This is a genomic window from Streptomyces sp. NPDC053513 (assembly GCF_044544765.1).
GTDB classification, from domain to species: Bacteria; Actinomycetota; Actinomycetes; order Streptomycetales; family Streptomycetaceae; genus Streptomyces; species Streptomyces litmocidini.
Genome location: NZ_JBITXP010000003.1, coordinates 416,982 through 429,416, shown reverse-complemented (window position 1 = coordinate 429,416; position 12,435 = coordinate 416,982). Strand labels below are relative to the sequence as shown.

9 protein-coding genes are annotated in these 12,435 nt (G+C 75.5%); 6 read left to right on the top strand and 3 right to left on the bottom strand.

What is annotated here, in order from left to right:
- Nucleotides 1-41 precede the first annotated feature (41 nt).
- Nucleotides 42-1,016 (bottom strand): hypothetical protein, encoded by a 975-nt coding sequence (locus tag ACIGW4_RS07485; protein ID WP_359590699.1) that lies wholly within the window; start codon nucleotides 1,014-1,016, stop codon nucleotides 42-44.
- A gap of 302 nt (nucleotides 1,017-1,318) precedes the next feature.
- Here ACIGW4_RS07485 and ACIGW4_RS07480 point away from each other — a divergent pair, with 302 nt between their 5' ends.
- The 5 genes from ACIGW4_RS07480 to ACIGW4_RS07460 all read left to right on the top strand — a co-directional run bounded on the left by ACIGW4_RS07480 (nucleotide 1,319) and on the right by ACIGW4_RS07460 (nucleotide 6,363).
- The gene (locus ACIGW4_RS07480; RefSeq protein ID WP_399579114.1) at nucleotides 1,319-2,908 is read left to right on the top strand and encodes an FGGY family carbohydrate kinase; all 1,590 of its coding nucleotides are present in this window, start codon (nucleotides 1,319-1,321) and stop codon (nucleotides 2,906-2,908) included.
- Nucleotides 2,905-4,314 (top strand): FAD-dependent oxidoreductase, encoded by a 1,410-nt coding sequence (locus tag ACIGW4_RS07475; RefSeq protein ID WP_399578993.1) that lies wholly within the window; start codon nucleotides 2,905-2,907, stop codon nucleotides 4,312-4,314. The genes ACIGW4_RS07480 and ACIGW4_RS07475 overlap by 4 nt, the downstream gene beginning before the upstream one ends.
- Entirely contained in the window at nucleotides 4,311-5,522 is a 1,212-nt protein-coding gene (locus tag ACIGW4_RS07470; protein WP_398713300.1) for an FAD-dependent oxidoreductase, read from the top strand. Before ACIGW4_RS07475 ends, ACIGW4_RS07470 begins: the two co-directional genes overlap by 4 nt.
- A 56-nt stretch (nucleotides 5,523-5,578) precedes the next feature.
- Nucleotides 5,579-6,055 (top strand): NUDIX domain-containing protein, encoded by a 477-nt coding sequence (locus ACIGW4_RS07465; protein ID WP_359590704.1) that lies wholly within the window; start codon nucleotides 5,579-5,581, stop codon nucleotides 6,053-6,055.
- Between the two features lie 62 nt (nucleotides 6,056-6,117).
- Nucleotides 6,118-6,363, top strand: a complete 246-nt coding sequence (locus ACIGW4_RS07460; protein WP_123458512.1) for a hypothetical protein — start codon at nucleotides 6,118-6,120, stop codon at nucleotides 6,361-6,363.
- Nucleotides 6,364-6,444: 81 nt separating this feature from the next.
- Here ACIGW4_RS07460 and ACIGW4_RS07455 read toward each other — a convergent pair whose 3' ends face one another.
- Nucleotides 6,445-7,671, bottom strand: a complete 1,227-nt coding sequence (locus ACIGW4_RS07455) for a cytochrome P450 (protein ID WP_399578991.1) — start codon at nucleotides 7,669-7,671, stop codon at nucleotides 6,445-6,447.
- An 855-nt stretch (nucleotides 7,672-8,526) separates the two neighbouring features.
- Between ACIGW4_RS07455 and ACIGW4_RS07450 the strand changes: the two genes are divergently transcribed.
- On the top strand, nucleotides 8,527-9,768 hold the full coding sequence (locus tag ACIGW4_RS07450; protein WP_399578988.1) for a D-alanyl-D-alanine carboxypeptidase family protein: 1,242 nt from the start codon (nucleotides 8,527-8,529) through the stop codon (nucleotides 9,766-9,768).
- A gap of 278 nt (nucleotides 9,769-10,046) precedes the next feature.
- On the opposite strand, the gene ACIGW4_RS07445 is transcribed toward ACIGW4_RS07450, so the two are convergent.
- On the bottom strand, nucleotides 10,047-12,434 hold the full coding sequence (locus tag ACIGW4_RS07445; RefSeq protein WP_399579111.1) for an ATP-binding cassette domain-containing protein: 2,388 nt from the start codon (nucleotides 12,432-12,434) through the stop codon (nucleotides 10,047-10,049).
- Nucleotide 12,435 lies beyond the last annotated feature (1 nt).

The following is a 12,435-nucleotide window of genomic DNA, read 5'->3' as shown; positions in this document are numbered from 1 at the left end:
GGGAGCGGGGGCGGGGGTGGAAGCGGGGGCGCGGGGGCGCGTCAGTCGCTGAGACAGCGGGCGCGGGCGCGCAGGAAGACCTCCTCGGCGAGGGCCCGGTCGTCCGGGTGGGCGGTGCGATAGGCCCACGGGAGGGTCGTGTAGTACGGACCGAGGGCCTGGAAGACCCGGGCCGCGTCGGCGAAGCGGAGGGCGCCGAAGAGGGCGTGCGCCAGGTGGTTGAGGTCGAGCAGCGAGGCCTCCTCCGTGGCGCAGAAGAGGAACCAGGTGTCGAGGGCGCGCTGGGCGTCGCGGACGGCGTCCTCGGCGACCCAGTGGAGGTCGAGGGCGCGCTCGTGACCGCGCTCGCGCCGGTAGCGCTCGACGCGGACGTAGAGCGGGAGGGCGTGCAGGGCGGAGCCCACGGGTGCCGAACTCGCTGCCCAATAGGAGTAGTTGACGGCCTCGGAGAGGGGCCCCGCCTGTCGGGCGTAGACGAACTGCAGCATGCGGTGGTGGGCCTCGCGGTTGTGCGGGTCCCGCTTCTCCACCTCGGCGAGCAGGCCCCAGGGGCCGGGCGGCAGCATGGGCGCCGGCGGGGTCAGCCGGTGCTCGGCCATGCGCTGGCGGCCGTCGAGGACGGCGAGGGCGATCAGGCCGATCCAGGGCACGGGGTCGCCGGGCGAGCGGTCGGAGGCTTCGCGGCAGGCGGTCAGGGCCTCCTGCCAGAGCTCCCGGGTCCGGGGGTGGCCGGCCCGATGGGCGCGGACGGCGCGCTCGACGGCGACCCGGCTGTGCATCACGGCGGCGGCGAGGCTCTCGGGCTGCTCGGCGCGCCAGGCGGGGACGACGTCGCTGCCCGCGGCGACGGCGGCGAGGACCTGGGTGCGCCGGGTCCAGGCCTCCCAGTCGGAGGTCTCGTCGAGGAGACGGGCCATCGACACCCAGCGGCCGGTGCGCAGGTCCTGGACGGCGTTGCGCAGGGCGTGGTCGTGGCCGGCGGGGTGGTAGACGGGGCGGAATCCGTGTCCGGCCATCAGGGGGTGGGGGGTGGTGTGGATGACATGGGTCCTCGGTGGATGGAGGGGGTGGTCAGTCCCCCGGCGGGCGTCCCGGCCGTTGATCGGCGATCACTATAGAGGGCTCTGGACTCGACCGGTCCACTTTCTTTTGCGACAGTAATTATTCAGCCAGCGACCGAAATTGATTTTCTGTCAGGTACGGCGGGCGACCTGACGCGCTCGACCGCCGTCCCTTGACGAAGGGCGCCGACGACGGCACTCTGACCCCTTTCGGTGACCGGATGATCACCGAGCGGTTCGAGCGAGGGAGCAGCGGGATGACGGGCGGAGCGGTACTCGCCGTCGACCAGGGCACGTCGGGTACGAAGGCCCTCGTCCTCTGCCCCGAGCGCGGGGTCGTCGGCACCGGGACGGCACCCGTCCGGCCCCGCCACCTCCCCGGCGGCCTGGTCGAGGTCGACCCCCGTGAGCTGTACGACTCCGTGGTCGCCGCCGGGCGGGCGGCGCTCGCCGAGGCGGACGTCCCGGTCGTCGCCGTGGGCCTCGCCAACCAGGGCGAGACCGTGCTCGCCTGGGACCCCGCCACCGGGGAACCGCTCACCGACGCCCTCGTCTGGCAGGACCGCAGGGCCGCCTCGGTCTGCGCCGGTCTCGACGACCGTGCCGAGGAGCTGCGCCGCCTCACCGGCCTTCCGGTCGACCCCTATTTCGCCGCGCCCAAGATGGCCTGGATCCGCCGCCACGCCACCGGCGCCGGCGTGGTCACCACCAGCGACGCCTGGCTCGTCCACCGGCTCACGGGCGCCTTCGTCACGGACGCGGCGACCGCAGGACGGACCGGCCTCCTCGACCTCGACACGGTCGCCTGGTCGGAGACCGCCCTCGACCTGTACGGACTCGGCGGCGAGGCGCTCCCCCGGGTCGTGGACTGCGACACCCCCGTCGGCACCACGACCGCGTTCGGCCCCGCGCTGCCGCTCACCGGCCTCCTGGTGGACCAGCAGGCGGCGCTGCTCACCCAGAGCGCGGACGACCCCGCCGCCGCCAAGTGCACCTACGGCACCGGCGCCTTCCTCCTCGCCCGGACCGGCCCCGAACCCCGGCGCACCACCTCCGGACTGGTGTCCTGCGTGGCCTGGCGACTCGGCGGACGCGTCACGCACTGCCTCGACGGACAGGTGTACACGGTCGCCTCGGCCGTGCGCTGGCTCACGGACCTGGGCGTGATCTCCGGCGCCGCGGAGCTCGACGCGGTCGGCGGCGGCGTCCCGGACACCGGCGGCGTCACCTTCGTCCCGGCCTTCGCGGGGCTCGCCGCGCCCTGGTGGCGGGGGGACGTGCGCGGCTCGCTCACCGGCCTCGGCCTGGACACCGGGCCGGGCCATCTGGTGCGCGCCCTGTGCGAGGGCATCGCCGCCCAGGTCGTGGAGCTCGCCGCGGCCGCCGCCTCGGACCGGGGCGCGCCGCTGACCTCGCTGCGCGCCGACGGCGGTCTGACCCGGTCGGCGCTGCTCATGCAGACCCAGGCCGATCTGCTGCAACTCCCCGTCGAGGTCTCCTCGTTGCCCGACGCCACGGCGCTCGGGGTCGGCGCGGTCGCCCGGCTCGGACACCAGCCGGGGCTCACGCTCCGCGAGGCCGTGCCGGAATGGAAGCCCTCGGCCGTGTACGAGCCGCGGATCTCGGGCGACGAGGCGGAAGCGCGCCTCGCGCGCTTCCGCGCGGAGGTGGCGGCGCTGGTGGAGCGATCGGGGGGCGCGGGTTCCGCGGTCGACGGTGCGGGCGGGACGGGTTCCGCCATCGGCGGTGCCGGTGCCGGTGCTGGTGCTGGTGCTGGTCCTGGTGCTGGTGCTGGCATCGGTGGCACGGCCGGTGCGGGTGACGGCGTCGGCGGCGGAGCCGTATGAGCGTGACGCGGACCGGGCCGCTGCCCACCGGCGAGGCCGCGGAGTACGACGTGGTGGTCGTCGGCGCGGGCGTCGTCGGTTCCGCGATCGCCCGGACCCTGGCCCGCCATCCGCTGCGGATCGCCCTCGTGGAGGCCGCGAACGACGTCGGCGACGGCACCTCGAAGGCCAACACCGCCATTCTGCACACCGGTTTCGACGCGGCACCCGGCACCCTGGAGGCCCGGCTGGTGCGCGAAGGGCACCGCCTGCTCGGCGCGTACGCCCGGGAGGCGGGCATCCCGGTGGAGCCGCTGGGGGCGCTGCTCGTCGCCTGGGACGAGGAGCAGCGGGCGGCGCTCCCCCGGCTCGCGGAGAAGGCGCAGCGCAACGGCCACCGCACCACCCGGCTGCTCACGGCCGGTGAACTCGCCGCCCGGGAGCCGCATTTGGGGCCCGGCGCCCTGGGCGCCCTGGAAGTTCCGGGCGAGTCCGTGATCTGCCCGTGGACGACCACCCTCGCGTACGCCACGCAGGCCGTCCGCTCCGGGGTGGACCTGCATCTGAACTGCCGGGTGGAGAAGGTGCGTCCGGGCGATCCGTACCACCGGCTCGTCACCCGGCGCGGAGTGCTGCGGACCCGGCTCCTCGTGAACGCCTGCGGTCTCCACGCCGACGCGTTCGACGCGCTGGTCGGCCGGGAGGACTTCACCGTCACCCCGCGCCGGGGCCAGCTGCTCGTCTTCGACAAGTTCGCCCGCGACCTGGTCCGGCACATCCTGCTGCCGGTGCCCGGCCCGCTCGGCAAGGGCGTGCTCGTCTCGCCGACGGTGTACGGGAACGTCATGCTCGGGCCCACCGCCGAGGACCTGGACGACAAGACCGCCACGGGCACGACGGCGGAGGGCCTCGCCGGGCTGCGCGAGCAGGGCGGCCGGATCCTCCCCGCGCTCCTCGACGAGGAGGTCACCGCCGTCTACGCGGGGCTGCGGGCCGCCACCGGACAGGAGGACTACCGGATCGCCGCCCACCCCGGGCTGCGGTACGTGACGGTGGGCGGGATCCGTTCCACCGGGCTCACCGCCTCCCTGGCCATCGCCGAGCACGTGCTCGGCCTCCTCGCGGACTGCGGCCTCGATCCGGGGCCGGCCCGTCCGCTCGCCCCGGTCCGGATGCCGAACCTCGGCGAGGCCTTCCCCCGCCCGTACCGGGACGCCGGACTCATCGCCCGGGACCCGGAGTTCGGGACGGTCGTCTGCCACTGCGAGCGGGTCACCCGGGGCGAGATCCGGGCCGCGCTCGCCTCGACGATCCCACCCGGCGGCCTCGACGGACTGCGCCGCAGGACCCGCGCCCGGGGCGGCCGCTGCCAGGGCCACCACTGCGGCGCGGAGGTGCGGGCGCTGTTCGAGGAGGGGGCGTCGTGACCCGTACGCGTACGGTCGACGTTCTCGTCGTGGGCGCGGGGCCCGCCGGGCTGGCCGCCGCCGCGCGGCTCGCGGCGGCGGGCGCGGGTCGCGTCGAGGTCCTGGAGCGGGAGGCCACGGCCGGCGGGGCGCCGCGCCACTGCTCCCGGCCGGGGTTCGGCGCGGACGCCCGGGGGCGCGCCCTGGACGGCCCGGCGTACGCGCGGCGCGCGGTGCGGGAGGCGCTGCGGGCGGGGGCGACGGTCCGCACCGGCGTCTCGGCCACCGGCTGGGCCGGGCCCCTCGCCCTGGACGTCACCGCCCCGACCGGCCTCGAACGCGTCCGGGCGGGCGCGGTGGTCCTCGCCACCGGGGCCCGCGAACGGCCCCGCAGCGCCCGGCTCGTCCCGGGCACGCGGCCCGCGGGGGTGCTGACCACGGGCGAGCTCCAGCGGACGGTCGCGCGGTTCGGGCCGCGCCCGGAGCACATCGGGCGCCGGGCCGTCGTCGTCGGCGGCGACCCGGTGGCCCGGGGCGCGGCGCGCACGCTGCGCGCGGCCGGGGTGGAGGTGGCGGCCGTCGTCGCCGAACACCCGTGCCCCGCCGTCGCGTTCGCGGGAGTGCCGGTCCTCGTCGGCGCGGTCGTGACGGAGCTCCTCGGACGCGGCCGGCTGACGGGGGTCGCGGTGCGGGGCGGGGACGGACGGGCCACCGTGCTGCGGTGCGACACGGTGGTCTTCACCGGCGACTGGATCCCGGACCACGAACTCGTCCGCGCCCGCGGGCTGCCGCTCGCGCCCGGCACCCGGGGCCCCGTGACCGACCAGGGCTTCCGCACCGCCGAGCCCGGCGTCTTCGCCGTCGGCAACCTCCTGCGCGGGGTGGAGCCGGCGCTCGTGGCCGCCGCCGAGGGGCGCGCGGTGGCCGGGGCGGTGCTCGAACGGCTCGGCGGCCGCCCCTGGCCCGCCGCCGGGGTGCCCGTGACGGCGGCGGGCCCGCTGCGCTGGGTGACGCCCGGCCTGCTGGGCCCGGCGGCCGCCCCCCTGCTCGTGCGGCCGGAGCGGCGGCTCGCCCGCCCGGTCCTGACCGTCGCCCAGGACGGCGTCCCGCTGCGGCGGGAGCGACTGGGCGGAACGCTCGTGCCGTGGCGTTCGGTGCGGCTCGGGCCCCGGTGGACGAGCGGCGTGGACCTCGCGGGCGGCCCGGTGACGGTCGGCGCGGAGGAGTAGGGACGGGACCGCGCGGGGGGCTGCGGCGGCCGGGTCCTTCGGCCACACTGGGGCGCATGCCGGACAAGCGCAGCGCGGGTCTCCTGGTCTACCGCCGTACGGCGGGCGGGGGCGTCGAGGTCCTCATCGGTCACATGGGCGGGCCCTTCTGGTCGTCCCGCGAGGAGTCGGCCTGGTCGATCCCCAAGGGGGAGTACGAGCCCGACGAGACGCCCGAGGCGGCGGCCCGCCGCGAGTTCCAGGAGGAGCTGGGGCTCCCGGCCCCCGACGGCGAGTGGTTCGCCCTCGGCGAGGCCCGCCAGCGGAACGGGAAGCTCGTCACCGTATGGGCCGTCGAGGGAGACCTCGACCCGGCCGAGGTGGTGCCGGGGACCTTCGTCATGGAGTGGCCGCCCCGGTCGGGGATCCGGGAGGCGTTCCCGGAGATCGACCGGGTGGGCTGGTTCGCGCCGGAGGCCGCCGCTCCGCTGCTCGTCTCCGGGCAGCGGGTGTTCCTGGAGCGGCTGGCGGCACACCTCGGCGGACGGGCCTGAGGCCGATTGTCAGACCCGTGCGAGAGGGTGGTGAGCGCCGAACTGTCGAGAGGGAGCCCGACATGACCACGATCACCCCCAGCGAGCGCGCGGCCGCCCAGGCGTACCTGCGGCTGCTCGAGTCCACGCAGGCCGTGCTGACCGATCCGCAGCTCGCTCCGTACGCGGGAGTGATGCTCACCCACCCGATGGCGGAGGCCGACGAGGCGCTCCGCGCCGCCGGTCTCGCCGGGAACGAGGACCGGCTGCTGCGCCTCGTCTCCTCCCTGCGGGCCTCCCCCACGAACGCCTGGGGGCGGACCGGCTGAGGGCGGACCGGTGGTTGAGGACGGGGGTGGCCGAGAACGGGGGTGGCTGCTGAGGGCGGGGGCGGCCGAGGACCGGGGCGGTCAGGCGCCGGGGCGGACGGGGAGGGTCCGGACGCTGTTGCCGACGAAGCCGGAGTGGCGGGTCAGCTCGGCCTCCGGGACCGCCAGGTCCAGGTCGGGGAAGCGGGTGAAGAGCACCTCCAGGGCGATCGCCGCCTCCATCCGGGCCAGCGGGGCGCCCAGGCAGTAGTGGGGGCCGTGGCCGAGCGAGAGGTGCTTCACCGTCCCGGCGCGGGTGATGTCGAAGCGGTCGGCGTCCGGGCCGTGCACCTTCGTGTCGCGGCCCGCCGCCGAGTATCCGGCGAGGACGGGGGTGCCCCGCGGGATGAGGGTGCCGTCCACGGTGAGGTCACGGGTGGGGTAGCGGAACGGGAAGTAGCTGACCGGGCTGTCCCAGCGGAGGGTCTCCTCCACCACGTCGGCCCAGTCGGCGCGGCCGTCGAGCACGAGGGCGAGCTGCTCGCGGTGGGCGCAGAGCGCGCGGACCGCGTTGGTGACGAGGTTCAGGGTGGTCTCGTGGCCCGCGATGATCATCAGGAGCAGCGTGCCGATGAGCTCGGGCTGACTGAGCCGGTCGCCGTCCTCGTCCCGGGCGGCGATGAGGGCGCTGGTGAGGTCGTCGCCGGGCGCGGCGGCCTTGGCGGCGGCGATGGCGCCCAGGAGCTCGACGAGTTCGCGGTTGGCGGCGACGGCCCGCGCGGGCTCGGTGTCGGTGGCGACGACCAGGCTGGAGAGGTGGTGCAGGCGGTCCTGGTGGGCCGGGTCGACGCCGAGGAGTTCGCAGATGACGCCGAGCGGCAGGGGCAGCGCGTAGTGGCGGCGCAGATCGGCGACGCCGTCGCCGGCGCGGGCGGCCTCCGCCAGCCCGTCGAGGAGTCCGGCGGTGACGGTCTCGACGCGGGGGCGGAGCTCCTCGACCCGGCGGGCGGTGAAGGCGCTGCTGACGAGGGTGCGCAGCCGGCGGTGGTCGGCTCCGTCTGCGGTGGTCATGCCGGGCACGGTGGCGAAGGTCCGCAGCGGCCAGCCGTCGGGTATGCGGCCCTCGGTGAGGGCGGTGAAGTGCTGGGGCCCCTTGGCGACGTCGGGGTGGGAGAGGAAGTCACGCAGCGCGTCGTGGCCGAGCACCACCATGCCCTCGATCTCGCCAGGAAGCACGACGGGGGCGACGGCGCCTGCGGCGAGCAGCCGGGCGTTCGGCGCGTGCGGGCAGCCGCCGGTGGGGTCCGGGCGGTACGGCGGGGTGTTCAAGGGAGGAACTCCTGACTGCGGGGCCGACTCGGCACGTGCGGGGTCAGATCCTACGGTCAACCCCACGCTTTCCGTACGGACTTGTCCACCGCTCCCCACCGACGCGACGCCCCTTTCGCGGGCCCCCGCCGGTGCGGCACCCCTCACGCCCCGTCGCGGGCGCGCCCGCCGGTGCGGCACCCACCCCCGTGGCGGGCGCCCGCCCGCTGAACGGCGCCCACCGCGCCCCCGTCGCGGGCTGCGCCCGCTGGACCGGTGCCCCGCCGCCCCCCGTTGTGGGCAGTCGTTCCGCAGGGCGGAACGGGTGGGCACAACGGACCCGCGCCCTGCCGGCGCCCGAGGCTCATGAGCCTGGACCCGCACCCCGTGCACAGCGCACCGGTGGTGCGGGTCCAGGCGCGGAACGCGGAGGCGCCGCTGAAGGGCGCCGTCCCGTGTGCCCACCCGTCCCGCCCCAGCGGGACGACTGCCCACACGGGCGGGTGGGAGCCGCCCCGGCAGGCGCGGGCCCCGCACGGGGGTGCGGGAGGGGCGCCCCCCAGCGGACGCGGGCCCGCGCGGGTGGGCCCCGCCGGGTGCGGGCCCCACACGGTGGGTGGGCGGGGCACCGCTCCGGCAGGTGCGGCCCGCACGGGCGGGGGTGCCGGCACGCAGGGCGCGGGTCCGCGCGGCGGGCGGGCAGGGGCTTCGGCGCGGCGGGCGCGGGTTTCGCGGGCGGGAGGGGGCCCGCCAAGCGCGGGCCCCGTGGTAGGGGCACTCGGGTGGGTGCACGCCGCGCCGCCGTACGCCACGCCCGCTCCCCCGGTCGGCGCACTCCGATCTGCGCGCTCCGCCCCTCCTCCCTACGGTGGCTGAATGATCGTCACGTCAGCTGTCCGTCACGCCGCCGCCGGTTCCGCGGCGCTGCTGTTCGTGCTGCCCGTTCCCGTGGCCGCCGCCTCTCCCGCCGCCCTCGCCCCCTCCGTCGTCGGGGAGCCCACGCCGCCCGCGCGCCAGTACGTCGACCCGGCGCGTCTCGACCGGCGGGGCACGCAGGTGCAGCGGCTGCCGGGAGCCCCTTCCGTGCCGTCGGTCTCCGCGCTGTCGTGGGTCGTGGCGGACGCCTCCTCGGGCGAGGTCCTCGCCGCGCGGAACGCGCACCGGAAGCTGCCTCCGGCCAGTACCCTCAAGGCGCTGTTCGCGCTCACCGCGCTCCCCCGCCACGCGCCGTCCGAGCGGCACACCGTGGTGGATGCCGAGCTGAACGGGATCGGGTCCGGCAGCAGCCTGGTGGGGGTGAAGGAGGGGTACACGTACAAGGTCTCGGACCTGTGGAACGGCGTCTTCCTCAGCTCGGGGAACGACGCCGTGCACGTGCTGGCGGCGATGAACGGCGGCTGGGAGTCGACGACCCGGCAGATGCAGGAGAAGGCCCGTTCCCTGGGCGCCCGGGACACCCACGTGGTCTCCCCCGACGGGTATGACGCCCCCGGCCAGGTGTCCTCCGCGTACGACCTGGCGGTGTTCGGCCGGGCCGGGCTCCAGGACCCCGACTTCGCCCGGTACTGCTCGACGGCGTACGCGGAGTTCCCGGCCGGCTCCTGGTCGTACGGCATCGCCAACACCAACCGGCTCCTGACCGGCGAGAACGGTGTGGAGCGCTACCCGGGGCTCCTCGGGATCAAGAACGGCTACACGAGCAACGCGGGCAACACCCTGATCTCGGCGGCCCGTCGCGGCGACCGGACGCTCGTCGTCTCGGTGATGAACCCTCAGGAGGGCGGCGGGTTCGCCGTGTACGAGGAGGCCCGGGAACTGCTCGACTGGGGCTTCGAGGCCGCCGGCCGGGTGCGGCCGGTGGGTTCGCTCGCACCGGTACGGGCGAAGGCCGCCGCCGACCCGGGCACGCGGACCGTGTCGGTGGCCCGGGAGCGACGCGGCGCGGAGGCGGCGGCGCCCCGGCCCGGGGCCGAGACGGCGGCCGCGCCGGTGAGGGCGGCCCGGGAGGCGGAGCCCTCGGGCCCGTCGGCCGGCCTTCCGCTGACCCTGGTGGGCTCGGCCTGCGCCGCCGCGCTCACCCTGTGGATGTGGCGGCGCAGGACGGCCCGTCGGGTCTGACGCCCCGCCCGCCTCATGGACCGCCGGTCGTGCGGCGCCACTGGAGACACCGGACCCGGGTCGTGCCGGCGACGGTTCGGTGGGCGCCGCACGGTCCGGCCCACAAGGGCCACCGTTCGACTTCCGGCTCCTCCGGCTCGCGAGAACCGCCGTTCGACTTCCGGCCCCTCCGGCCCACGAGAACCGCCGTTCGGGGCCGGCTCGTGCGTCTTCCGCCGCGCACGGGGCCGGGCGGCGACCCGGTGGGCGGAAGTCCCGGGTCGCCGCCGTCGGCGGGGTCAGACGCCGACGTACTCCGCGAGGTGCTCGCCGGTGAGGGTCGAGCGGGCCGCGACGAGGTCGGCGGGCGTGCCCTCGAAGACGATCTTGCCGCCGTCGTGGCCCGCGCCGGGGCCCAGGTCGATGATCCAGTCGGCGTGCGCCATGACGGCCTGGTGGTGCTCGACGACGATGACCGACTTGCCGGAGTCCACGAGTCGGTCGAGCAGGCCGAGGAGCTGCTCGACGTCGGCGAGGTGGAGGCCGGTGGTCGGCTCGTCGAGGACGTAGACGCCGCCCTTGTCGGCCATGTGCGTGGCCAGCTTGAGGCGCTGCCGCTCGCCGCCGGAGAGCGTGGTGAGCGGCTGGCCGAGGCTCAGGTAGCCGAGCCCGACGTCGACGAGCCGGGCCAGGATCCGCTGGGCGGCCGGCGTCCGCGCCTCTCCTGAGCCGAAGAACTCCTCGGCCTCGGTCACGGACATGGCGAGCACCTCGCTGATGTCCCGGCCGCCGAGGAGGTATTCGAGCACCGAGGGCTGGAACCGCTTGCCCTCGCAGTCCTCGCAGGTGGAGGAGACGCCGGCCATCATCCCCAGGTCGGTGTAGATGACGCCCGCGCCGTTGCAGGTGGGGCAGGCGCCCTCGGAGTTGGCGCTGAACAGCGCCGGCTTCACACCGTTGGCCTTGGCGAAGGCCTTGCGGATCGGGTCGAGCAGCCCGGTGTACGTGGCGGGGTTGCTGCGCCGGGAGCCGCGGATCGCGCCCTGGTCGACGGAGATCACCTCCTCGCCGGCGGGGATCGAGCCGTGCACGAGCGAGCTCTTGCCGGAGCCGGCGACGCCGGTCACGACGGTGAGCACGCCGAGCGGGATGTCGACGTCGACGTCGCGCAGGTTGTGCGTCGACGCGCCCCGGATCTTCAGGGCCCCGGTGGGCCTGCGGACCGATTCCTTGACGGCGGCCCGGTCGTCGAGGTGGCGGCCGGTGACGGTGCCGGAGGCCCGCAGGCCGTCCACGGTGCCCTCGAAGCAGACGGTGCCGCCGGCCGTGCCCGCGCCGGGGCCGAGGTCGACGACGTGGTCGGCGATCGCGATGGCCTCCGGCTTGTGCTCCACGACGAGGACCGTGTTGCCCTTGTCGCGCAGCTGGAGCAGCAGGTCGTTCATCCGCCGGATGTCGTGCGGGTGCAGGCCGATGGTGGGCTCGTCGAAGACGTACGTGACGTCGGTGAGCGAGGAGCCGAGGTGGCGGATCATCTTGACGCGCTGTGCCTCGCCGCCCGACAGGGTGCCCGAGGGACGGTCGAGGGAGAGGTAGCCGAGGCCGATCTCCACGAAGGAGTCCAGGGTCAGCTGGAGCGCGGTGAGCAGCGGCGCCACCGAGGGCTCGTCGAGGTCCCGGACCCAGGCGGCGAGGTCGCTGATCTGCATCGCGCAGGCGTCGGCGATGCTGATCCGCCCGATCTTCGACGCCCTGGCTCCCTCGCTGAGCCGGGTGCCGTCGCAGTCGGGGCAGGTGGTGAAGGTGACGGCCCGCTCGACGAAGGCCCGGATGTGGGGCTGCATGCCCTCCTTGTCCTTGGCCAGGAAGGACTTCTGGATGCGCGGGATCAGGCCCTCGTAGGTCATGTTGATCCCGGCGATCTTCATCCGTACCGGCTCGTGGTGGAGGAAGTCCCGCAGTTCCCTCTCGGTGTACTCGCGGATCGGCTTGTCCGCGTCGACGAAGCCCGATTCGCTGTAGAGCCGGTAGTTCCAGCCGCCCGGGGTGTAGCCGGGGACGGTGAGCGCGCCCTCGGCGAGCGACTTGGAGTCGTCGTAGAGCCGACCGCGGTCGATATCGGAGACCGTGCCCCGGCCCTCGCAGCCCGGACACATGCCGCCGGTCCGCTCGAAGGTCGCCTTCTCGGTCTTCTTGTCGCCGCGCTCGACGGTGATCGCGCCGCTGGCCCGGACCGAGGGGACGTTGAAGGCGTAGGCGCTGGGCGGGCCGATGTGCGGCTCGCCGAGGCGGCTGAAGAGGATCCGCAGCATCGCGTTGACGTCGGTGGCGGTGCCGACGGTGGAGCGGGGGTCCGCGCCGAGGCGCTGCTGGTCGACGATGATCGCGGTCGTCAGGCCTTCGAGGACGTCGACCTCGGGCCGGGCGAGCGTCGGCATGAAGCCCTGGACGAAGGCGCTGTACGTCTCGTTGATCAGCCGCTGCGACTCGGCGGCGATCGTGTCGAACACGAGGGAGCTCTTGCCCGATCCGGAGACGCCGGTGAAGACCGTGAGCCGGCGCTTCGGGATCTCGATGCTCACGTCCTTGAGGTTGTTCTCCCGCGCGCCGTGCACGCGGATCAGGTCGTGCCGGTCGGCGGCGTGGGGTGCGGACGCCTGCCCGTCCGCGCCCGGGGCTTCGTTCATC